The sequence below is a fragment of the Suicoccus acidiformans genome, from assembly GCF_003546865.1.
GTDB classification, from domain to species: Bacteria; Bacillota; Bacilli; order Lactobacillales; family Aerococcaceae; genus Suicoccus; species Suicoccus acidiformans.
Window position 1 is genome coordinate 750,640 of record NZ_CP023434.1, and the last position, 21,705, is coordinate 772,344.

21 protein-coding genes, 1 tRNA gene and 1 pseudogene are annotated in these 21,705 nt (G+C 43.6%); all 23 read left to right on the top strand.

The window, feature by feature from the left end:
* Nucleotides 1-2: 2 nt before the first annotated feature.
* The 23 genes and pseudogenes from miaA to atpE all read left to right on the top strand — a co-directional run bounded on the left by miaA (nt 3) and on the right by atpE (nt 21,705).
* Nucleotides 3-968: a tRNA (adenosine(37)-N6)-dimethylallyltransferase MiaA gene (miaA, locus tag CL176_RS03625; protein ID WP_118990107.1), complete on the top strand. Its 966-nt coding sequence runs from the start codon at nt 3-5 to the stop codon at nt 966-968.
* 12 nt (nt 969-980) lie between these two features.
* Nucleotides 981-2,213 carry a GTPase HflX gene (hflX, locus tag CL176_RS03630; protein ID WP_205528154.1) on the top strand — a complete coding sequence of 411 codons (1,233 nt, stop codon included), beginning with the start codon at nt 981-983 and terminating at the stop codon, nt 2,211-2,213.
* A gap of 12 nt (nt 2,214-2,225) precedes the next feature.
* Nucleotides 2,226-2,792, top strand: a complete 567-nt coding sequence (def, locus tag CL176_RS03635) for a peptide deformylase (protein WP_118990108.1) — start codon at nt 2,226-2,228, stop codon at nt 2,790-2,792.
* 57 nt (nt 2,793-2,849) lie between these two features.
* A tRNA-Arg gene (locus tag CL176_RS03640) sits at nt 2,850-2,923 on the top strand.
* 178 nt (nt 2,924-3,101) lie between these two features.
* Complete coding sequence (gene gdhA / locus CL176_RS03645) at nt 3,102-4,451, top strand: NADP-specific glutamate dehydrogenase (protein WP_420824186.1); 1,350 nt, start codon at nt 3,102-3,104, stop codon at nt 4,449-4,451.
* Nucleotides 4,452-5,067: 616 nt separating this feature from the next.
* The gene (locus CL176_RS03650) at nt 5,068-5,517 is read left to right on the top strand and encodes a MarR family winged helix-turn-helix transcriptional regulator (protein ID WP_162890810.1); all 450 of its coding nucleotides are present in this window, start codon (nt 5,068-5,070) and stop codon (nt 5,515-5,517) included.
* 10 nt (nt 5,518-5,527) lie between these two features.
* Nucleotides 5,528-6,472 carry a 3-oxoacyl-ACP synthase III family protein gene (locus CL176_RS03655; RefSeq protein WP_118990110.1) on the top strand — a complete coding sequence of 315 codons (945 nt, stop codon included), beginning with the start codon at nt 5,528-5,530 and terminating at the stop codon, nt 6,470-6,472.
* Nucleotides 6,473-6,502: 30 nt separating this feature from the next.
* Nucleotides 6,503-6,727, top strand: a complete 225-nt coding sequence (locus tag CL176_RS03660) for an acyl carrier protein (RefSeq protein ID WP_118990111.1) — start codon at nt 6,503-6,505, stop codon at nt 6,725-6,727.
* Nucleotides 6,728-6,751: 24 nt separating this feature from the next.
* A pseudogene (gene fabK / locus CL176_RS03665) lies at nt 6,752-7,732 on the top strand (enoyl-[acyl-carrier-protein] reductase FabK); the annotation flags it as partial.
* The gene (locus CL176_RS03670; RefSeq protein WP_118990113.1) at nt 7,729-8,673 is read left to right on the top strand and encodes an ACP S-malonyltransferase; all 945 of its coding nucleotides are present in this window, start codon (nt 7,729-7,731) and stop codon (nt 8,671-8,673) included. The pseudogene fabK and the gene CL176_RS03670, both read left to right, overlap by 4 nt.
* Before the next feature lie 2 nt (nt 8,674-8,675).
* Nucleotides 8,676-9,398, top strand: coding sequence for a 3-oxoacyl-[acyl-carrier-protein] reductase (gene fabG / locus CL176_RS03675; protein ID WP_118990114.1), 723 nt, complete (start codon nt 8,676-8,678; stop codon nt 9,396-9,398).
* 20 nt (nt 9,399-9,418) lie between these two features.
* On the top strand, nt 9,419-10,651 hold the full coding sequence (gene fabF, locus CL176_RS03680) for a beta-ketoacyl-ACP synthase II (protein ID WP_118990115.1): 1,233 nt from the start codon (nt 9,419-9,421) through the stop codon (nt 10,649-10,651).
* A 1-nt stretch (nt 10,652) separates the two neighbouring features.
* Nucleotides 10,653-11,144 (top strand): acetyl-CoA carboxylase biotin carboxyl carrier protein, encoded by a 492-nt coding sequence (accB, locus tag CL176_RS03685; RefSeq protein ID WP_162890811.1) that lies wholly within the window; start codon nt 10,653-10,655, stop codon nt 11,142-11,144.
* A gap of 10 nt (nt 11,145-11,154) precedes the next feature.
* Nucleotides 11,155-11,589: a 3-hydroxyacyl-ACP dehydratase FabZ gene (gene fabZ, locus CL176_RS03690; protein ID WP_118990117.1), complete on the top strand. Its 435-nt coding sequence runs from the start codon at nt 11,155-11,157 to the stop codon at nt 11,587-11,589.
* A gap of 1 nt (nt 11,590) precedes the next feature.
* A complete protein-coding gene (gene accC / locus CL176_RS03695) occupies nt 11,591-12,970 on the top strand; it encodes an acetyl-CoA carboxylase biotin carboxylase subunit (protein ID WP_118990118.1) in 1,380 nt (459 codons plus the stop codon).
* 3 nt (nt 12,971-12,973) lie between these two features.
* Complete coding sequence (accD, locus tag CL176_RS03700) at nt 12,974-13,822, top strand: acetyl-CoA carboxylase, carboxyltransferase subunit beta (protein WP_118990119.1); 849 nt, start codon at nt 12,974-12,976, stop codon at nt 13,820-13,822.
* A gap of 18 nt (nt 13,823-13,840) precedes the next feature.
* Nucleotides 13,841-14,623 carry a carboxyltransferase subunit alpha gene (accA, locus tag CL176_RS03705; protein WP_118990120.1) on the top strand — a complete coding sequence of 261 codons (783 nt, stop codon included), beginning with the start codon at nt 13,841-13,843 and terminating at the stop codon, nt 14,621-14,623.
* Between the two features lie 386 nt (nt 14,624-15,009).
* Nucleotides 15,010-16,116 carry a pyruvate dehydrogenase (acetyl-transferring) E1 component subunit alpha gene (pdhA, locus tag CL176_RS03710; protein WP_118990121.1) on the top strand — a complete coding sequence of 369 codons (1,107 nt, stop codon included), beginning with the start codon at nt 15,010-15,012 and terminating at the stop codon, nt 16,114-16,116.
* Nucleotides 16,117-16,118: 2 nt separating this feature from the next.
* Nucleotides 16,119-17,096 (top strand): alpha-ketoacid dehydrogenase subunit beta, encoded by a 978-nt coding sequence (locus CL176_RS03715; protein ID WP_118990122.1) that lies wholly within the window; start codon nt 16,119-16,121, stop codon nt 17,094-17,096.
* 73 nt (nt 17,097-17,169) lie between these two features.
* Entirely contained in the window at nt 17,170-18,831 is a 1,662-nt protein-coding gene (locus tag CL176_RS03720) for a 2-oxo acid dehydrogenase subunit E2 (RefSeq protein WP_118990123.1), read from the top strand.
* A 12-nt stretch (nt 18,832-18,843) separates the two neighbouring features.
* Nucleotides 18,844-20,253, top strand: a complete 1,410-nt coding sequence (lpdA, locus tag CL176_RS03725) for a dihydrolipoyl dehydrogenase (RefSeq protein WP_118990124.1) — start codon at nt 18,844-18,846, stop codon at nt 20,251-20,253.
* Between the two features lie 508 nt (nt 20,254-20,761).
* Entirely contained in the window at nt 20,762-21,478 is a 717-nt protein-coding gene (gene atpB / locus CL176_RS03730; protein ID WP_118990125.1) for a F0F1 ATP synthase subunit A, read from the top strand.
* Nucleotides 21,479-21,492: 14 nt separating this feature from the next.
* On the top strand, nt 21,493-21,705 hold the full coding sequence (atpE, locus tag CL176_RS03735; protein ID WP_118991561.1) for a F0F1 ATP synthase subunit C: 213 nt from the start codon (nt 21,493-21,495) through the stop codon (nt 21,703-21,705).

Consider the following 21,705-nt stretch of genomic DNA (forward strand, 5'->3'; position numbering starts at 1 on the left):
TTATGGAAGAGAACTTAAGAAAGATTCCCCTGATTGTAATTGCCGGGCCGACGGGGGTAGGTAAATCGGCTTTGAGTATTGAACTAGCCAAGCATTTTAGTGGAGAGGTTATTAATGGGGATAGCATGCAGATTTATGAAGCATTGGATATTGGCACCGGCAAAATTACCGAAGCAGAAATGCAAGGAATTCCCCATCACCTACTTAGTTTCAAAAAGTCTTGGGAAAGTTATGATGCAAGTCAATTCAAAGCCGACGCAACGGAAGCGATTCAGGCCATCTACGAGCGAGGTAATTTGCCAATTGTTGTAGGTGGCACGGGTCTTTATATTGAAGGCTTGTTGTTCGATTTAGGCTTTGGGCAAGCAGGAAGCCATGACCCAGCTGTTCGGCGACGACTCCAAGAGCGGGCAGCAGCACTTGGGAATGAAGTCCTCTGGCAAGAGTTGAAAGCAATGGATGCTGGGGCGGCAGCGAAGATTCCTGTGCAGAATACTCGGCGATTAATACGCGCTTTAGAAGTAATTGAGGTTACTGGAAAGTTGTTCTCCGAGCAAGAAGAACATAAGAATCAAGTGCAAGTATTTGATAGTTGCCTCTTGGTCTTGGACCGCCCGCGCGATGTGCTTTACGACCGGATTAATCGGCGGGTTGAGTTGATGATTGATGAAGGACTGGAAGAAGAGGCAGAAGCCCTCTACCAAAGAAGTCCTGAGCAGAACGAGCAGAGCACCAAAGGTATAGGCTATAAAGAATGGTGGCCTTATTTCCAAGGACAGGCAACGCTAGCTGAAGTCATCGCAGCAATTCAACAGAATTCAAGGCGCTATGCTAAGCGTCAGCTGACGTGGTTTCGGAATCGTTTCCAAGAGAAGCACTGGCTGACAATTGAGTCAGAAGCAAAAGCACTCGAAGAAGCGATTGACATTGTTAGCAGACATTTAAATATAGAGGAGATGTCAAATTAATTGGAAGATCAGATGATTGAAACGGAAGTCAGTCCCGATCGCGTCATATTAGTCGGTGTCCAAACAGATGAACTGGGCGAGGATAAATTTAACTATTTAATGGAAGAGATGGTTCGCCTCACTGAAACCGCCGGTGGAGAAATTGTCGGCGAAGTGACGCAAAAACTTCCCCGACCGAATAACAAAACCGTTATCGGCAAGGGTAAATTAGAAGCCTTAGCGGCCCAGGTAGAATTGGAGGAAGCGAATTTAGTTATTTTCCTCAATTCGATGTCACCTAATGTTAACCGTACCATTGAAGAAGAACTCGGAGTCCGAGTGATTGACCGGGTGCAGCTCATCTTAGATATCTTCGCCATGCGAGCCAAAAGCAGTGCCGGTAAATTACAAGTGGAACTAGCCCAATATGAGTATCTCTTGCCAAGAATTACTGGCCAAGGAACAAGCTTATCCCGTTTAGGGGGCGGAATTGGAACGAGAGGTCCCGGTGAGACGAAATTAGAAACAGACCGCCGGCACATTCGTTCAAGAATTGGACGTATTAAGAAGGAATTGAAGCAACTGGAAGCCCACCGGGAACGTACTCGGGAGCGTCGCCAAAGTGGGCGAGACTTTAATATCGGTTTCGTTGGCTACACTAACGCGGGCAAATCTACCCTTCTAGAAGGGCTTACCGATTCGAAAACTTACGTGCAGGATCAATTGTTCGCCACCTTGGATCCTTTAACGCGCAAGATGACGATTCGCGGGCATAATACCTTTACATTAACAGATACAGTAGGTTTTATTGAGGAATTACCAACGGAATTGATTTATGCCTTTAAATCTACCTTGGAAGAGATTCGCGATGTGGATTTATTGGTCCATGTCGTAGATGCCTCACATCCTGCGCGTGATATGCATGAAGATACAGTCATGAATCTGCTCCGCGAACTGAAGATGGATAAGATTCCAATGCTTGTCGTCTATAACAAGAAAGACTGTCTAAATAAAGACTTATTCACACCAACCTTGCATCCAAGCATTCTTATAAGCGCCTGTTCTAACAGCGACATACACCGCTTGAAGGAGCTAATATGGCAGTCATGCATTGAACTAGCTGAATCCTACACAGTATCGGTTCAACCGGAAGAATCTGATTTATTAGCCTTATATCATCAGAAAACTTTAGTAGAATCACTCGAATTTGATGAAGTCAAAGAGTGTTATATTGTTAAAGGCTATCGCCGAACCAACCACAAATAAAGGAGTGATATTATGATAACCATGAAAGATTTCATTGCGGAAAATAACCCAATTTTACGTCAGGAAGCTGAACCGGTTTCTTTCCCATTAGACGAGGAAACGCAAGAACTGATTACAGAAATGCGCGAGTTTCTTATTAATAGCCAAGACGATGAAATTGCCGAGAAATACGGCTTGCGTGCAGGTGTAGGCTTGGCCGCACCCCAATTGGGTGTCAGCAAGCAAATTTTTGCTGTTTACTTAGTTGAGTACACAGATGAAGGAGAACGTGGCGACACAATCATCGATCAAATCTTCATCAACCCTAAGATTAAAAGCCATGCCGTCCAAAAAGCGGCCCTGAGAGACGGGGAAGGTTGCCTATCCGTACCCCATGATGTTCCTGGCTTTGTGCCTCGTCCGCGCCGGGTGACCCTGGAATACCGAGACGAACACGGTGAAGTTCATACAGTCAAATTACGTGATTACGAAGCGATTGTTGTCCAACATGAAATGGATCATTTGAAAGGTATTCTATTCTACGACCACATCGATGCGGACCAACCATGGCGACAAGGGGATGACCTTACGATTATTTAGCAATCCACCCTTGACAAAATAAGCGTTCGATGGTATTCTGTATGGGTTGTTACATTTGGTCCAGTAGCTCAGCTGGATAGAGCACCGGTCTTCTAAACCGGCGGTCGCAGGTTCGAATCCTGCCTGGATCGTACAACTCTCAACATGCGTATCCGTCTTTACTGCAGCAATGCAGGGAGACGGATTTTTCTATGGCTAAATAATGAGAAAACCGAACATTCCTCCAAAAACTCTCATCTCTTCTTAACATAACTTCACAGAATGTTTTCTTTGTGATACAATGTGCTTGTATTCTGAAACACAAAGGAGATTACGAAAATGAAAAATGCTTATGTTAATCGTGTATATGACAACTTAGAGAAGAAGTATTCCCATGAGGTTGAATTTCTGCAAGCCGTTCATGAATTCTTCGAAGCCATTGAACCAGTCATCGATGAGCATCCTGAATACGAAAAAGATGCTATCTTAGAGCGATTGGTAGAACCTGATCGTATTATTTCCTTCCGTGTGCCATGGGTGGATGATGAAGGGCAAGTCCAAATTAACACTGCTTACCGCGTCCAATTTAGCTCACTAAATGGTCCATATAAAGGCGGTATTCGTTTCCATCCATCTGTAAACCAAAGTATTATGAAATTCCTCGGTTTTGAACAAACGTTTAAGAACAGCTTAACTGGCTTACCAATTGGTGGTGCTAAAGGGGGATCTGATTTTGACCCTAAAAACAAATCAGAGCATGAAATTATGCGTTTTGTTCAAAGTTTTACTACGGAATTAAGTAAATATATCGGAGCCGATGAAGATGTGCCAGCGGGTGATATTGGTGTTGGCGGACGCGAAATTGGCTATATGATTGGCCAATATAAACGCATTAATGGTCCAGAAGCAGGTGTATTTACAGGAAAACCTGTGCCAGCTGGAGGAAGTCTTGGTAGAACTGAAGCGACAGGACATGGTTTAATTTACTTCTTAAGAAATATGGTGGAAGAAGTGGGTGAAACCCTTGAAGGTAAGAAAGTTATGATTTCTGGGTCAGGAAACGTAGCCTACTACGCTGCTCGCAAAGTAACTGAATTGGGCGGTATTGTTGTTACAATGAGCGACTCAAACAGCGCCGTGTATGATCCAGAAGGTCTGGATTTAGATACGATTCAAGCTTTAAAAGTGGACGATCGTGAACGCATTGCCCGTTATACTGAAGAACATCCAGATGTAACTCATATTGAAGGTTCTGTTTGGGACGCTGATATTGATGCTGACATCGCTTTGCCATGTGCGACTCAGAATGAAATCGATGGCGATCAAGCGCAACGTTTAGTTGATAACGGTGTGAAGATTGTGGCCGAAGGAGCCAACATGCCAAACAACTCAGATGCTGTAAAAGTCTACCGCGAAAATGGTGTACACTACGCACCAGGTAAAGCATCAAATGCTGGTGGGGTAGCCGTCTCCGCCCTTGAAATGAGCCAAAACTCAATTCGCCTACAATGGACAGCTGAACGCGTTGAAGAAGAATTAGAAACTATTATGAACGATATCTTCCAAAACTGTGTTGAAGCTGCCGCACGTTATGGCCGTGAATTGGACTATGCAGCCGGAGCAGACATTGCATCCTTTGAAAACATTGTCACATTAATGCAAATCCACGGAGCTGTATAATTATCTACAAACAGCAGTAATAATAAATAGTTAGCACCAAATCATCTCTTGTGAGTATGATTTGGTGCTTTTTGAGTGTTGGGTAGGAGTTGCATGCGTGTTCTTGTTTAACCGGGAGGAATCTAATCATTTCTCGAGCTTTAGTATAATCAGTTTGATGATGGAGAATAGACTTTCCTTTTAATAATAGCAGCTAAATCTATAGCGGAGGTGGAACAGTCATGGAATTGCGTGGTGGGACTGCGCCACGCCAGAGAAGTAGCCACAGAGTTACGTGGTAGGATTACACCACGCTAGTGCACTGAGAAATTTCACCTGTTGCGTGCCGTTTATTTCTTACGGAACAGAAAGTAGCGGGTTGCGTTTATTTCTATATTTTCAAGCAACACCAACGAATAATCATTATCAATCAATGTATTCACTTTCAGCTTACAGAAACTTGTTAAGCTTCTTGCATCTGCTTTTATGCAAGTAGCATAGTGAAAAAATTTCGCAAAAAATCAACTGAAAAGTGCGCTCTTTGCGATTGACAGTTGACTTCATAGCGGAGCTTCGATAGACTTTGTACATCAAATAGTTTGACTTTCAAAGTATTTGAGTGAAAGGGGGTATCACTTTGGATAGAGAACTAATTGAAGAGATTAATGATTATTTAGTGATGATTTTCAATGAGGTCTTAGAAATCGAAGAAAATGCCCTCAAAGAGAGCGACTTCTCAGATTTGTCTGTCAAGGAAATTCATATAATTGAAGCTATCGGACTAAGCGGAGAGCGTCGTATGAGTGACTTAGCTAAAGAAATGCGATTAACACCCGGGACAATATCTGTTTCGGTGCAGAATTTGGTTGAGAAAGCTTATGTCAATCGTATGCGACGCCCGGATGATCGTCGTTCAGTTTATTTGGAGTTGACGGCTAAGGGTAAGCTTGTGTACCGACTACACCGGAAATTCCACATTAAGATGGTTGAAGAGACGATTGAAGGTTTAGACAAGGATGAAACGGATGTCTTATTGAAAGGCTTACGTAATTTGCATGCATTTCTAATTCGAACAAAAGTAGAATGAGGTAGGTTGAATGAGCAGAATTATCGCAACGGGCCGCTATTTGCCGGGTAAGCCGATTGATAATGAAACATTTATCAAGCAAACCGGCATCGAGTCGTCAGATGAGTGGATTCAACAACGTTCGGGAATTTCCAAACGGTATTTCGCCCGCGAGGATGAGACCTTAGCTGATATTGCCACTCAAGCGGCGATACGAGCCTTGGCATCTTTAGCGGAGGATATTCCTAAGCAAATTCGTCGCATTATTGTTGCGACAATGTCGAGCCTCGGTCAGACACCGACCATTGCCAATCAAGTCCAAGCGAAGTTGGGGTTGGAAGGTGCTTGGTGTTTCGATGTGAGTGGGGCTTGTAGTGGCTTTGCGATGGCTTATGATATTGCTGTTCGTTTAGCCCAAGGTGAAACGGAGGGTTATACCTTAGTAATCGGTGCAGAGAAGATGAGTCAGATCTTGAACTTTGCGGACCGTTCAACGAGTTTCTTATTCGGGGACGGAGCAGGAGCGGTTGTGTTAAAGCATGGTGGCTTTGAGACATTAAACTACGAAAGTGAGTTCCACTCCATGCCAGATACAAGTAACTCCCTTTTAGTTCAGTCACAAGAAGCGCATGCTATGACCTTAGCTATGGATGGTAGGGAAGTCTTTAACTTCGTTTATAAGACAGCGATTCCATCGCTCGTGGATTTTCTGAAGCGAACGGGAGATTTTGATTATTTGCTGTGCCATCAGGCGAATCGACGTTTTTTGGAATTGATTGAACGCAAAGGGAAGATACATTCTGAGCAAATTCCGCAGAACATCCATGAGGTGGCTAATATATCTGCTGCAAGCATTCCGATTTTATTGGATTCGCTCGTGGAAGGTGGTCAAATTTCTTTAGACGGAACACAAGAAGTCGTGTTGTTTGGGTTTGGAGCAGGCCTTTCTTGGGGCATGGTTCATACCATCATTTAGTACAGAAAAAGAATTATTGGAGGAATAGAAATGGTATTTGATAAAGTAAAAGAAATTATTGTTGATCAATTAGGTGTGGAAGAAGAAGACGTAACGATGACAACGGACTTCGAAAATGATATGGATGCGGATAGCTTAGATTTATTCCAAGTTATTAGCGAATTAGAAGATGAATTTGATATTACCATCGACACAGACCAAGAATTAAAGACTGTTGGTGACTTAGTTAAATATATCGAAGATACACAGAAATAATCGAAACGTAAACGAAAGCAGGTTTTTATGAAAACAGCCATTACAGAATTACTAAATATAGATTATCCCATTGTTCAAGGAGCAATGGCTTGGGTGGCGGATGCCGATTTAGCGAGCGCTGTATCTAACGCTGGAGGACTTGGTGTAATTGGTACAGGACACAATCCTGTCGAAATGGTCAAAGCACAGGTCGAGACGATGCAAAGCTTGACGGACAAGCCTTTTGCGGTAAACGTAATGCTCCTGAGTGCTCATGCGGATGAAGTGGTCGACTATATTATTGAAGCAGGCGTGAAAGTTGTCACAACTGGGGCAGGTAATCCTGCTAAATACATGGCGAAATTTCAAGAAAACGGCGTTCGTGTAATCCCAGTTGTCGCTTCTGTGGCTTATGCTAAACGCATGGCTCGCATTGGTGCTTCTGCGATTGTTGTAGAGGGTATGGAAGCGGGCGGCCATATCGGCAAGACCACAACGCTGGCGCTCCTCCCTCAAATTATTGAAGCAGTGGATATTCCTGTTATTGCAGCCGGTGGCTTCGGTAATGGTGAATCTATGGCTGCTGCCTTAATGCTAGGAGCGGAGGGTATCCAAGTCGGCACACGTTTCGTGACATCGAAGGAATCCAACGCCCATCCTAATTTTAAACAAGCTATCTTGAAAGCCAATGATATTGATACGGTCGTAACCGGTCAAACCACGGGTCATCCAGTACGTGTTCTGCGCAATAAACTAACGACCCAATACTTAGCGATTGAACGTCAAGAAGCTGCCAAAGATGAGCCAGACTATACCGAGATGGAAGCACTTGGAACCGGTGCCCTTCGCCGCGCAGTGGTAGAAGGGGATGTTGAAATGGGCTCAATGATGGCTGGTCAAATCGCTGGGTTGATTAAACGGGAAGAAACCGTCCAAGAAATTATCTTAGATTATGTGCAAACGGCCAAAGAAACGTATCAGAAACGCCAGCATATATTTATGGATGAAGGAGAGATTGCCAAATGAAAGTAGCCGTTATATTTAACGGGCAAGGGGCTCACTATGAGGGCATGGGCTTAGATTTTGTCGAAGCTTATCCCCAAGCTCGAGAGACCTTTAATCTTGCGGAAGCAGTGACAGGCCTGGATATTCGCGGTCTGGTCAGTGAGAATTTCGAGCAATTGCAAGAGACACGTTATGCCCAAGTGGCCATTGCTACGACAAGTTTAGCAATCTATAACAGTATCGCTTCAATGCTTCCAGAAGTGAGTTATATGGCTGGTTTAAGTTTAGGAGAGTATACTGCCTTACTGGCTTCCGGTAGTATCGATACCAAAGCCGGTATTCAATTAATTCAACATCGGGGCAATATTATGGGTGATCACTGCACCGAATTAGCTAAAGGTGAACCTTTTCAAATGGCAGCCGTAATGAAGCTGCCCCTTGATGTCATTCGACAAATCGTCTCAGAGGTCCATCAAGCGGATGCCCCTTTGTATATTGCCAATATGAATGCCGACCATCAAACGATTATCGCAGGTTCTCAAGCGAGCCTGGATCGTTTTGCTGAAGCGGCTAAAGCAGAAGGCTTGAAACGCCTCTTGCCTTTAAGTGTGGAAGGGCCTTTCCATACACCATTGATGCAAGCGTGTTGTATGCCTTTTGGGAAAGTCTTAGAGAATATTGCCTTTGCCGAAGGTCAAACGCCAGTAATAAGTAATACAACGGTTCAAGCTCATGATGCGGATAGCTTCCGTGAGAATCTAGTGCGTCACTTAGTTGAACCAGTTCATTGGGTCCAAACGATTGCTTACTTACAAGCAGCAGGTGTAACCCATGTGTTGCAAATCGGTCCAGGGGATACTCTAAGCCGCTTGTTGAAACGTGACAAAGTTCCTTTAGACCACTATGTCATCGATAAAGTAGAAGATATCGAGGGCTTAGCTGCCTTCTTGAAGGAGGATTAATCATGACCAAAATTTGCCTTGTAACCGGGAGTTCTCGGGGGATTGGCCTGGCGATTGCTAAACACTTAGCCAGCTTAGGCCACCAAGTAATTTTAAATAGTCGTAAGCCTTTGAGTGATGAAGTTATAGCTCAATTTGAAGGCTATGCTTATCCAGCTGCGAGTGTTGTAGGAGATGTGAGTGATTTCACCAGTGCCCAAGCAATGGTGCAGGAAGTCGTAGATCGTTTCGGCAAGATTGACGTGCTGGTCAACAATGCAGGCTTAAATCGCGATGGCCTCTTTGTGCGGATGAGTGAAGAAGATTATGACACGGTGCTAGATGTGAATTTGAAGGGGACTTTCAACATGACTCGTCACGTAGCGCCCCATATGGTTAAGCAAAGAGAAGGGGCCATTATCAATATGTCTAGTATTGTGGGCGTGATGGGGAATGCCGGTCAAGCCAACTATGCTGCGAGTAAAGCCGGTATTATCGGCCTAACTAAATCCCTCGCCCGTGAATTAGGTGGCCGTTCGGTAACGGTGAATGCCATTGCCCCTGGCTTTATCGAAACAGATATGACCGATGAACTGAGTGAGAAAGTGAAGAAGGCCATGCTGGCGCAAATTCCCATGAAGCGCTTTGGTCAAGTAGAAGAAGTCGCTCACTGTGTGGAATTTCTAATGGAGAATAAATACATTACAGGACAGACCATCGAAATTAATGGTGGCATGCATACTTAGGCAGACAGAGGAGGATAAGAATGCAAAGAGTTGTAGTAACAGGGATGGGTGCGGTGTCACCGATCGGGAATGATGTTGAAGCCTTCTGGAAGAACATGAAAGCCGGCAAGCATGGTTTTGCTGAGATTACCAAATTTGATACCAGTGATATGAGTACGAAGATTGCGGGTGAAGTGAAAAACTTTGATCCAACAGAATATATTTCCCGTAAAGATACACGACGGATGGATGATTTCTCTCAGTATGCGATTGCTGCATCGGTCCAAGCGACGCAGATGAGTGGCTATGATATTGAAGCGAATGCTGAAGGTGTCGGTGTATTAATCAGTTCCGGGATCGGCGGTATTAATACCATTCAAGAAGGCGTTATTAAGATGACAGACAAAGGCCCTAAACGTATTCCGGCGCTTTTTGTGCCGATGGTTATTGGGAATATGGCGGCAGGGAATGTATCGATGCATTTAGGTGCCAAAGGAATCAGTTTAGATATTGTCACGGCCTGTGCGAGTGCTACTAATTCCATCGGGGAGGCCTTCTTGAAGATTCAAGCAGGCATGTTAGATGCGTGTCTAGCTGGTGGAGCAGAAGGGACTCTTTCGATGATTGGTGTGGGAGGCTTTGAGGCCTTAACAGCAACAAGCTTTAATCCAGATGCGGATACGGCGTCCAGACCTTTTGACAAGGATCGCGATGGCTTTGTCATGGGTGAAGGGGCCGGGGTCCTATTCTTGGAGTCTTTAGAATCTGCTCAAGCACGGGGTGCCCACATTTATGCCGAGCTGGTCGGATATGGGGCTAATTCAGATGCTTACCATATGACTGCACCTAATCCAGATGGCTCAGGAGCTGGTAAAGCCATGCTTCAAGCGATGACTATGGCTGGGATTACGGCTGAAGAGGTGGACTATATAAATGCTCATGGAACCAGTACGCCGACCAATGATTCAGCTGAAACAGTAGCCATTAAATATGCCTTAGGTGAGCGAGCTTATGATATTCCTGTATCAAGCTCTAAGGGACATTTCGGTCACTTATTGGGGGCTGCTGGTGGTGTCGAAGCTATTGCTTGTGTAAAGGCTTTAGAAGAAGGTTTCGTTCCGGCTACTCTAGGCTTAGAGACACCTGACGAGGCTTGCGATTTAGACTATGTGCCAGGTGAAGGCCGCCAGGCGGAGCTTAAGTATGTTCTGTCTAATTCCTTAGGCTTTGGTGGCCACAATGCAGTGCTATGCTTCAAGAAATGGGAGGCTTAGGATGACACACGAGCAGTTATTGGAATTAATCGACCGTATTGATCAGTCAAGTTTGGCTTACATGGATTATCGCTTTGAGTCGGGCTCTTTAGAACTATCTAAAGAAGTGCCGATGAAAGTGAACTCCAATGAAGCACCAGTTGCCTCATCGGCAAGTTCTACCCCGCAAGCAGACTCATTAACAGACGTTCCACCTCTTGCTGAAATTGCTCCACAAATTACGGTTGCCCCTGAAGCTGAACCCGTTGGACCGAAAGGTGAAGCGGTCTTAGCCCCGATGGTAGGGGTGGCTTACTTGCGGCCGAAGCCAGATGCAGCACCATTTGTCCAAGTGGGCGATCAAGTCACCCAAGGGGATACGGTTATGATTATTGAAGCGATGAAATTAATGAATGAAATTCAAGCCCCCGTATCAGGACGGGTTGTAGAAATCCTTGTTGAGAATGAGACGGTTGTAGAATACAACCAGGCGCTCTTGATTATCGAACCATAAGGAGGAAGTTATGAGTGTATTAAGTGTTCAAGAAGTCATGGAGATTATTCCAAATCGGTATCCCATTCTATTTATCGATGCTGTTGATGAATTAGAGCCAGGTAAACGCATTGTTGCCCGCAAAAATGTGACCATTAATGAAGAAGTCTTTAATGGCCACTTCCCAGGTGAGCCGGTCTTTCCGGGTGTCTTTATTATCGATGCCTTAGCCCAAGCAGGTTCGATTGCTCTATTGATGCAAGAGGAATTCAAGGGCATGAACGGCTACTTAGGTGGTTTAAACAAAGTGAAGTTCCGCCAGAAAGTTGTCCCAGGAGACGTCTTACGTCTGGAAGTGGAAATTACGAAACTCCGCAAGAATGCGGGACTTGCCCAAGGCTATGCTTATGTAAGCGAGAAGAAAGTATGTGAAGCAGAAATGACATTTATTATTGGAGCGAAGTAATATGTTTGGAAAAGTATTGGTTGCCAATCGCGGCGAAATTGCAGTTCGAATTATTCGAGCGTTACGAGAAATGAATATCACGTCTGTCGCTGTTTACAGTGAAGCGGACCGAAATGCTATGCATGCGGAATTAGCAGATGAAGCAGTCTGCATTGGGCCAGCCAAGACTTTAGATTCCTATGCAAACCCTATTGCGATCCTCAGTGCAGCAATGGTGACAGGCTGTGAAGCAATCCATCCAGGTTATGGCTTCTTGTCTGAACGAAGTGACTTTGCGGCCCTGTGTGAGGATGTAGGCATTAGTTTTATTGGACCTAGTAGCTATCATATTCGCTCAATGGGAAATAAGCATAATGCGCGTGTAACCATGATTGAAGCTGGCGTGCCAGTTATTCCAGGTAGCGATGACTTAGTGCTGGATATTGAAGAAGCCCGCCAAGTCGCTGAGCGTATTGGTTACCCGCTCATGATTAAAGCAGCTGATGGCGGTGGTGGCAAAGGGATGCGCCGGGTTGATGTCCCGGAAGAATTAGAAGATAAATTCATGCAGGCGCAAGCGGAGACCCAAGCAATTTATGGCAATCAACATCTGTATATCGAGCAGATTATTCAATCAGCGAAACATATTGAAGTGCAATTATTAGGTGATACGCATGGAAATGTCATTCATTTAGGTGAACGAGACTGCTCCCTACAAAGAAATAATCAGAAAGTGATTGAGTTCGCTCCAGCCCTTAGTCTGGCTCCGGAAACCCGGGAAGGTATTTGCAAAGCTGCTGTACGGGCGGCTAAAGCAATCGAATACACGAATGCTGGGACTATTGAATTTCTTGTGGATCAAGCGGGGAACTATTATTTCATGGAAATGAATACCCGTTTACAAGTGGAACATCCCGTGACTGAAATGATAACCGGTGTCGATTTAGTTCAAGAGCAGATTCGCATTGCAAGCGGTGAAGCCTTGTCTTACCGCCAAGAAGATATTCAATTTTCAGGCTTTGCGATCGAGTGTCGCTTAAATGCGGAGAATCCTCGGGCCAACTTTATGCCATCAAGCGGGCACATTAATCGTTGCATTATGCCTGCAGGTGGGTTGGGCCTCCGGGTTGAAACAGCAGCTTATTCGGAATATGAATTGCCACCTTTCTATGATTCGATGATTGGCAAGATTATCACGCATCATGATCAGCGCGAAGGTGCCTTCCAGATGATGAAACGCGCCTTATACGAAGTTGTTGTTGAAGGCTTAGAAACCAATGTCGATTTATTAGATGCTTTAATTGGCAACGAGACAGTCTTTGCAGATGCATTTGATACCCGGTGGCTGGAAAGTCAATTTATGCCAGCGTGGAATGCCATGCTAGAAGCAGAGGAGGGATAGTAAATGGCTTTATTTCGTAAGAAAGAATCTATTCGGCTAAATCCAATCTTACCCCAGAACTTTACGAAGAAACGCGAAGAATTGCCGGATGACTTAGTCAAGCGCTGTCCTTCTTGCCGCCGCGTCATCTTACAAAAAGACATTACCCAAGACCGTTGTTGTCCGAATTGTCAGCACCATTTCCAATTTCCAGCTCAAGACCGAATTGAGTGGCTAGTGGATGAGGGCAGCTTTATGGAGTGGGATAGTTATTTTGCCACGGTGAATCCGCTCGACTTTCCTGATTATCAAGAGAAGCTTGAAGCTGCCCAAGACGTAACCGGCTTGAATGAAGCGGTGGTAACGGGTGAAGCCACCATCAGAGGTAATGCCGTATCATTAGGTGTCATGGACAGTCGTTTCATTATGGCAAGTATGGGAAGTGTTGTTGGGGAGAAATTAACTCGTTTGTTTGAAAAGGCGACCGAGCGTGAACTTCCTGTTATTCTATATGTCGCTTCAGGGGGCGCCCGGATGCAGGAAGGGATCCTATCGCTGATGCAGATGGCGAAGGTGTCGCAAGCAGTCTCCCAACATAGTCAAGCTGGATTATTGTATGTGAGTGTGCTGACCAATCCGACGACCGGTGGGGTTACAGCCAGTTTCGGTATGCAAGCTGATATTACATTAGCCGAACCCAAAGCAACCATCGGTTTTGCTGGTAAACGCGTCATTGCCCAGACAATGCAGGCGGAATTGCCCGAAGATTTCCAAGAAGCGGAGCGAGTACTCCAAACAGGCTTCGTCGATCAAATTATCGCAAGAAGTGAGCAGCATGATGCTTTAGCACTTATCTTAAATGTGCATAAGTAGCAGCGCTAGGAGGTTAACATGGAAGCATATCATACAGTCCAGAAGGCGCGCGACGTCCACCGGGTCTCAACATTAGAAATTATAGACGCGCTAACAGAAAATTTTATTGAGTTTCATGGCGACCGTGTCGCAGGGGATGACAAGGCAATTATCGGGGGCATTGGGATGATGGGCCAACAAGCCCTAACTATCATCGGCGTCCAAAAAGGTCTCACGACCCATGAGAATATTAAGCGAAACTTCGGCTCCAGTGGTCCGAGTGGCTACCGCAAAGCGCAACGTCTGATGAAACAAGCTGAGAAATTCAATCGGCCAGTCTTGACCTTAATCAATACCTCAGGGGCTTATGCTGCACCAGAATCTGAAGAAGGAGGTATTGGTGAAGCTATTGCTAGTTCATTGATGACCATGGCAGAACTTACCGTGCCAACCTTGGCGATTATTCTCGGTGAAGGCGGGAGTGGTGGTGCCATTGCCCTGGCTTTAGCCGATGAAGTTTGGATGTTGGAACATGCTGTGTATTCCATTCTCTCACCTGAAGGCTTTGCAAGCATTCTCTGGAAAGACTCTAAGCTTGCCCCACAAGCGGCGGATTTAATGCGACTAACGGCTCCTGAATTAAAAGAATTAGGTATTATTGAGCGCATTATTACAGAAACGAACCCTAACGGTGAACCGATTGAGCGCTCCAAACTTCTGGAGCAACTTTGCCAAGCCATTGAAACGAAATTTAACGAACTTGTCCAAGAGGATGTAGCTACAAGAGTTCAAGCTAAGCAAGCTAGATTCCGCAAGTTCTAAGCAACTTTTATACAAACTTGACGAATGAATAATCTTTGCCAAGCAAAAGTTGCAGAGAAGATAAGTTTAGGATGGGGAAAAACTCCCCCCCAAAAAAATCTCAACATTAAAATTCTCTAATTTTTAAACAGTTGTCTTATTTAGAGTGAAACAGATAAAACAGCGATTACAAGCCTTAATCTGGTTAGATTAGGGCTTTTTTTGAATTCAAACAATAAAAATTTTTTATAATTACATAAATCACAAACTTTTCGCTTAACTGTACCATTTGTGAAGCTTTTCATAACTTGCAAAGCCCTTACATTCATGATAAATTATAATTAAGAAATTGATACAGTTTTGCCGAACTGTGTTATTCAATATAAATGAGAGGAATGTGTATTTGCATGGTGAAGAAGGAAACACAAACAATCGAAGCTTTGCTCGATGCTAATAACTTTGACTTTAGTACAGTTAAAGTTCTAGATGAGTCAGGTAAGATTGTCAATGAAGCGTTAATGCCAGAATTGTCAGATGAAGAATTAGTAGATTTTATGGAGAAGATGGTATTCTACCGCGAGTGGAATGAGCGTATGTTCGCTTTGAGCCGTCAAGGCCGTTTAGGTTTCGTTGCGCCAACAGCTGGTCAAGAAGCTTCGCAACTTGGAACAGTCCTAGCAACTACTTCTGATGACGTTTTATTCCCTGGTTACCGTGATTTACCACAATTAATGGAACATGGTTTACCAAGACATAAAGCTTTCCTATGGTCTAAAGGCCACGTTGACGGAAGCACTTATCCAGAAGATTTCCGTGCTTACCCACCACAAATCATTATCGGTGCCCAATATGTACAAGCAGCGGGTGCTGCCTTAGGTATTAAGAAGAATGGTCGCAAAGCGATTGCTATGACTTGGACAGGTGACGGTGGCTCATCTCAAGGTGACTTCTACGAAGGTATCAACTACGCTGGTGCATACAAAGCTCCTGCTGTCTTCGTTATTCAGAATAACGGCTGGGCTATTTCAACTCCTCGTGAAAGCCAAACAGCAGCACCAACCCTTGCCCAGAAAGCAGTAGCTGCTGGTATTCCAGGTATCCAAGTAGACGGTATGGATATCCTTGCTGTATATGCAGTCACTAAAGCAGCACGTGAATTTGCGATTGAAGGTAACGGACCAGTTCTAATTGAAACACTTTGCTACCGTTACGGTGCTCACTCCTTATCTGGAGACGACCCGAAACGTTATCAACCAGAAGGTGCTCAAGAGCATTGGCGTGGACTTGATCCATTAAATCGCTTCCGCATCTTCTTAACTGAGAAAGGCCTATGGACTGAAGAGCGTGAAGAAGAAGTTGTCGCTCAAGCGAAAGAAGAAGCTAAGCAAGCAATCCAAGACGCTGAAGCTGCACCTAAACAGAAAGTTTCAGACTTCTTGAAGAACATGTTCGAAGAGGCAGATCAAATCACTCAAGAACAAATTGAACAATATGAAGCAAAGGAGAATAAGTAAATATGGCACAAATGACAATGATCCAAGCAATTACAGATGCTTTGGATATCGAGTTAAACAAAGATGACCGTACCTTAATCTTCGGTGAAGACGTTGGTAAAAACGGTGGTGTCTTCCGTGCTACGGAAGGTTTGCAAGACAAGCATGGTGAAGATCGTGTATTCAACACTCCTTTGGCTGAGTCTGGTATTGGTGGTTTAGCTATTGGTTTATCTATGGAAGGTTTCCGTCCGATTATGGAAATCCAATTCTTCGGTTTCCTCTTTGAAGTAATGGACTCTATTGCTGGACAAATGAGCCGGACACGTTTCCGTATGGGCGGTTCACGTAATATGCCAATTACCGTTCGTTCACCATTCGGTGGGGGAGTTGCTACACCAGAAATGCACGCGGACAGTTTAGAAGGCTTAATTGCTCAATCTCCAGGGGTTAAAGTAGTCATTCCTTCAAATCCTTATGATGCGAAAGGTTTACTGATTTCTTCAATCCGTGATAACGATCCAGTTGTCTTCTTGGAACATATGAAACTATATCGTTCATTCCGTGAAGAAGTACCTGAAGGAGAATATACAATCCCTCTAGGTGAAGCAAATGTGGTTAAAGAAGGTACAGATGTATCCATCATCGCATACGGTGCAATGGTTCGTGAAGCAATCGCAGCAGCTGAAACCTTAGAAAAAGAAGGCATCAACGCTGAAATTATTGACTTACGTACTGTTTACCCATTGGATATCGATACCCTCATTAAAACAACTGAGAAAACAGGTCGTGTCGTTGTAGTTCAAGAAGCACAACGTCAAGCAGGTGTTGGTGAGAAAGTTATCTCTGAAATTTCTCAACGTGCAGTCTTATCATTGAAAGCACCAATCCAATTCGTAGCTGCGCCGAACACTGTTTATCCATTTGGTATGGCAGAGAAAGAATGGTTGCCAAATGCAAACGATATCGTAGAAGCAGTTAAAGAAGCAACTGTTTTCTAATTTGACACGAAGAAGATAGCCACAGTGCTATCTTCACTTTTCATGAAAATGACAAACGAAAGGATGTACATACATGGCTTTTAAATTTAGACTTCCTGAACTTGGCGAAGGAATCCATGAAGGCGAAGTTGTAACTTGGGCAGTAGCTGAAGGCGATACAATTAATGAAGATGATACTTTAGTTGAAATCCAAAACGATAAATCGGTTGAAGAAATTCCTTCACCTGTTACAGGTACAGTAAGTAAGATTGTTGTTTCTGAAGGAACGGTTGCACACGTAGGTGATGTACTTGTTGAAATCGATGCACCTGGTTACGAAGGGAACGACGAGGCTGACGAAGCACCTGCTGCAGAACAAGCAGACGAAGCACCAGTTACTCAAGCGACAGCAACTGCTGGAGGCGGTAACTTTAACTTTACCTTGCCTGAACTTGGTGAAGGAATCCATGAAGGAGAAGTAGTATCATGGGCAGTAGCTGAAGGCGATACAATCAATGAAGATGACACATTAGTAGAAATCCAAAATGATAAATCCGTTGAAGAAATCCCATCACCATACTCTGGAACTATTGTGAAAATCCACGTTCAAGAAGGTGAAGTAGCACACGTAGGTGATGTGCTTGTTGAAATCGATGCACCTGATTATGAAGGAACTGACAATGCAGTTGTTTCTACTCCAGCGTCACCAACAGGCGAAGCGGGTGAAGATCCAGCTCAAGCAGCTACGGCACAAACAACAGGTGCAGCAACTTCCGATGCAGCACCAACAGGCCAAGCTGGCGCAAATAACCCAGCAGGTCGCGTTCTAGCAATGCCATCTGTGCGTAAGCTAGCTCGTGAGAAGGGTGTTGATATTACACAAGTAACACCGACAGGTAAAGGTGGCCGGGTAACTGAAAGTGATGTCTTGAACTTTGGTTCTCAACCAGCTGCCCCAGCTCAAGCAGAAGAAGCATCAGCTGCTCAACCAGCTCAAGCAGCATCCGCAGAAAGCAAACCAGCTGCAACAGCACCAGTAGCTAGCAGTGGTGAACGTGAAGAGCGCGTAGCGATGACGCCAATGCGTAAAGCTATTTCACGCTCTATGATGAACTCACTTCAAAGTTCTGCACAATTAACGCATTTTGATGAAGTAGAAGTTTCTAAACTTTGGGATCACCGCAAGAAATTTAAAGATGTGGCAGCTGAACGCGATACGAAGTTAACCTTCTTGCCATATGTCGTTAAAGCACTTGTGGCAGCAGCGAAGAAATACCCTGTAATCAATGCGCAATTAGATGATGAGAAATCTGAAATCATTTACAAGAACTACTACAACGTAGGTATTGCGACAGATACAGATGCTGGCTTATATGTTCCTAACATTAAAGACGCAAATGCTAAGAGCATGTTTGACATCGCTGATGAAATCAATGAATTAGCAGCTAAAGCACATGAAGGTAAATTATCAGCCGGTGAAATGCGTGATGGAACAATCACGATTTCTAACTTAGGTTCAGCGGGTGGTAAATGGTTCACGCCAATCTTGAACTACCCAGAATCTGTCATCCTAGGCTTTGGTTCAATTGTTCAACAGCCAGTTGTCAATGAAGAAGGCGAATTAGCAGTTGGTCGCGTTGTGAAGTTATCAATCACGTACGATCATAGAATTATGGACGGTGCAACCGCTCAATTAGCCCTTAATGAAGTTAAGAAATACTTATCAGACCCTGAATTGTTATTAATGGAAGGTTAAGGTGAAAACTGAATGGTAGTTGGAGATTTCGCAATTGAACTAGATACAGTCGTTATAGGATCTGGACCTGGTGGTTACGTTGCAGCGATCCGTGCAGCTCAACTTGGTCAGAAAGTTGCCATCATTGAACGTGAATTCATTGGCGGAACATGTTTAAACGTTGGGTGTATCCCATCCAAAGCCTTGATTAACGCTGGGCATGTATACCATGACGCTAAACACGGGGACTTCTTTGGAGTGAATACGAAAGATATTTCCGTTGATTTCAAACGTACACAACAATGGAAAGATGAAGAAGTTGTTGGCAAGTTAACGGGTGGCGTGGAAATGCTCTTGAAGAAGAATAAAGTTGAAATCATTCGTGGAGAAGCTTTCTTCGTTGATGACCATACTTTACGTGTTATTACAGAAGATGCAGCCCAAACATATTCATTCAACAATGCAATTGTTGCAACGGGAAGCCGTCCGATTGAAATCCCAGGTTTCAAATTCGGTGAGCGCGTTCTTGACTCAACAGGCATTCTAGCTTTAACAGATATCCCTGAAGACTTAGTTGTTATTGGTGGGGGTTACATCGGTTCAGAATTAGCTGGTGCTTATGCAAACTTTGGAACAAACATTACAATTCTTGAAGGATCACCGCAAATCATTCCTACATTTGAGAAGGATATGGTTCGCCTGGTTGAGGATGAATTCAAGAACAAAGGTGTAGAAATCATCACCAATGCTATGGCTAAAGAAGCTAAAGTGAATGGTAATCGTGTTGAAGTGACGTATGAAGTTGGCGGTAAGACACATACTGTTGAAGCTGATTACTGCCTAGTTACTGTAGGTCGCCGTCCAAACACTGATGAAATGGGCCTAGAACAAGCTGGTGTTCGAATTGGTGATCGCGGATTAATTACAGTAGATGACCAATGTCGCACAAACGTATCAAACATCTATGCTATCGGTGATGCGGTTGCTGGAGCTGCTCTCGCTCACAAGGCAAGTTATGAAGCAAAAGTTGCTGCAGCAGCCATCAGTGGTGATGAAAGCATGGTCGTTGACTACGTTGCAATGCCTGCAGTCTGCTTTACTGATCCAGAACTAGCTAGCGTTGGTCATACCAGAGACTCAGCTAAAGAAGCTGGCTTAGACGTAAATGTATCTAAATTCCCACTTGCTGCGAATGGCCGTGCTTTATCATTGAATGCAACAGAAGGTTTCGTACGCTTGGTGACAACGAAAGAAGACAACATTATTGTTGGGGCACAAGTCGCAGGAGCGAATGCTTCAGATGTCATCGCTGAATTAACTTTAGCTGTTGAAAGTGGTATGAACGCTGAAGACATTGCCTTAACAATTCACTCTCACCCATCTCTAGCAGAAACTGTAATGGATGCAGCGGAATTAGCTTTAGGTATGCCGATTCATATTTAAATTCATACTCAAGACTCTTGAAAACTTTGGCTTTTCAAGGGTCTTTTTGTGACTATTAGTAGTTTTGAGTTTAGCAATATATAGAGAGGATTCCCGAGAAATTGTAAGCACATTCATTGAGTTGCCCTTAATTTCAGTTATGAATAGACTATTAAATTAATGATGATGCTAGAAATTATTGGAAAAATTTAAAAATATATGCAATATTTATTTTTGTATTACCGATGAAATATTTTTATAAATATTTCTTTAAAATTCAACAAATACTCAGATCCAAGCACAAATCGAAACTTATATAGAAATATTGAAATCCAAAGTTAATTATTTATTTTTTAAGGATAATTATATTGAAGCCACAAGCTTTTTTGGTATTGAGAAAAACGAAAGATTTACCATTGATTTAAAAATAAATAGGAGTAAAATGCATAGGTGTAACATCACTTATGGAATACCTTTGTTAAAAATTGCCCGCAACTAGTGTATTCCTAACTAGAAAGAAGGTTGAATTTTGGATGAGACTCGAATCATTGAATTGTTAGGTATAAGTTTCCCATTGAATACTATGATCGCCTTTGGGGCTGTCCTTGTTATTGTGGCGTTTATCTGTCTATGTTTAAATCGGAATTTATCGGTAGAAAATCCAACGAAGGGTCAAATTCTGATGGAATCCTTGGTTAGTTTTATCAAAGGAATTGTTCGCGATAATATTGGTGAACAAGCAGACAAGTTCTATGTCATTATCGCTTTTGGGTTATTTTTGTTCTTGCTGGTGGCTAATTATATTGGTCTAATTCTGCTTGTGGATGTTCATGAAGTGTCTTACTTTAAGAGTCCTACGGCAGACCCAGTGGTTGCAATTGTCTTAGCGGTGATTATGAATTTGCTTTCCCATTATTTCGGGGCGAAGGCGCATGGAGGCTTGGGCAAATATATTAAAGCAGAGTATTTATCCCCTAATATTCTCAGCCTACCTATTACCGTGGTAGAAGAAGTGATTAATATCTTTACCTTGGCCTTACGTTTATTTGGGAATATCTTTGCTGGGGAAGTGTTATTGAAATTAATCGCTCAAGTTGGGAATAGTTATGGCGTATTAACATGGTTAGCGGGTATACCGCTTCAGATGATATGGCAAATATTCTCGCTATTTATCGGTGCAATTCAAGCGTATATTTTTGTAACCTTATCAAGTGTTTATCTATCAAATAAAGTTTCACATAAGTAAAGGAGTTATAAATGATGAATGGTATTGGAGCAGCAATCGCAATTGCCTTTGCAGCCTTAGGCTCAGCAATTGGAAACGGTTTAGTTATTTCGAAAGCAATTGAATCTATGGCCCGTCAGCCGGAGATGGAGAATAAAATTCGCACAACGATGTTTATTGGGGTTGGTTTAATTGAAGCTATCCCGATTATGGCGGTTGTCGTGGCCTTTATTCTTGTATTTAGTTAA

Coding starts and splice junctions, on each gene's coding strand:
- miaA (WP_118990107.1), top strand. CDS start 3: ATGGAAGAGAACTTAAGAAAGATTCCCCTGATTGTAATTGCCGGGCCG.
- hflX (WP_205528154.1), top strand. CDS start 981: ATGATTGAAACGGAAGTCAGTCCCGATCGCGTCATATTAGTCGGTGTC.
- def (WP_118990108.1), top strand. CDS start 2,226: ATGATAACCATGAAAGATTTCATTGCGGAAAATAACCCAATTTTACGT.
- CL176_RS03655 (WP_118990110.1), top strand. CDS start 5,528: ATGAGCAGAATTATCGCAACGGGCCGCTATTTGCCGGGTAAGCCGATT.
- CL176_RS03660 (WP_118990111.1), top strand. CDS start 6,503: ATGGTATTTGATAAAGTAAAAGAAATTATTGTTGATCAATTAGGTGTG.
- CL176_RS03670 (WP_118990113.1), top strand. CDS start 7,729: ATGAAAGTAGCCGTTATATTTAACGGGCAAGGGGCTCACTATGAGGGC.
- fabG (WP_118990114.1), top strand. CDS start 8,676: ATGACCAAAATTTGCCTTGTAACCGGGAGTTCTCGGGGGATTGGCCTG.
- fabF (WP_118990115.1), top strand. CDS start 9,419: ATGCAAAGAGTTGTAGTAACAGGGATGGGTGCGGTGTCACCGATCGGG.
- accB (WP_162890811.1), top strand. CDS start 10,653: ATGACACACGAGCAGTTATTGGAATTAATCGACCGTATTGATCAGTCA.
- fabZ (WP_118990117.1), top strand. CDS start 11,155: ATGAGTGTATTAAGTGTTCAAGAAGTCATGGAGATTATTCCAAATCGG.
- accC (WP_118990118.1), top strand. CDS start 11,591: ATGTTTGGAAAAGTATTGGTTGCCAATCGCGGCGAAATTGCAGTTCGA.
- accD (WP_118990119.1), top strand. CDS start 12,974: ATGGCTTTATTTCGTAAGAAAGAATCTATTCGGCTAAATCCAATCTTA.
- accA (WP_118990120.1), top strand. CDS start 13,841: ATGGAAGCATATCATACAGTCCAGAAGGCGCGCGACGTCCACCGGGTC.
- pdhA (WP_118990121.1), top strand. CDS start 15,010: ATGGTGAAGAAGGAAACACAAACAATCGAAGCTTTGCTCGATGCTAAT.
- CL176_RS03715 (WP_118990122.1), top strand. CDS start 16,119: ATGGCACAAATGACAATGATCCAAGCAATTACAGATGCTTTGGATATC.
- CL176_RS03720 (WP_118990123.1), top strand. CDS start 17,170: ATGGCTTTTAAATTTAGACTTCCTGAACTTGGCGAAGGAATCCATGAA.
- lpdA (WP_118990124.1), top strand. CDS start 18,844: ATGGTAGTTGGAGATTTCGCAATTGAACTAGATACAGTCGTTATAGGA.
- atpE (WP_118991561.1), top strand. CDS start 21,493: ATGAATGGTATTGGAGCAGCAATCGCAATTGCCTTTGCAGCCTTAGGC.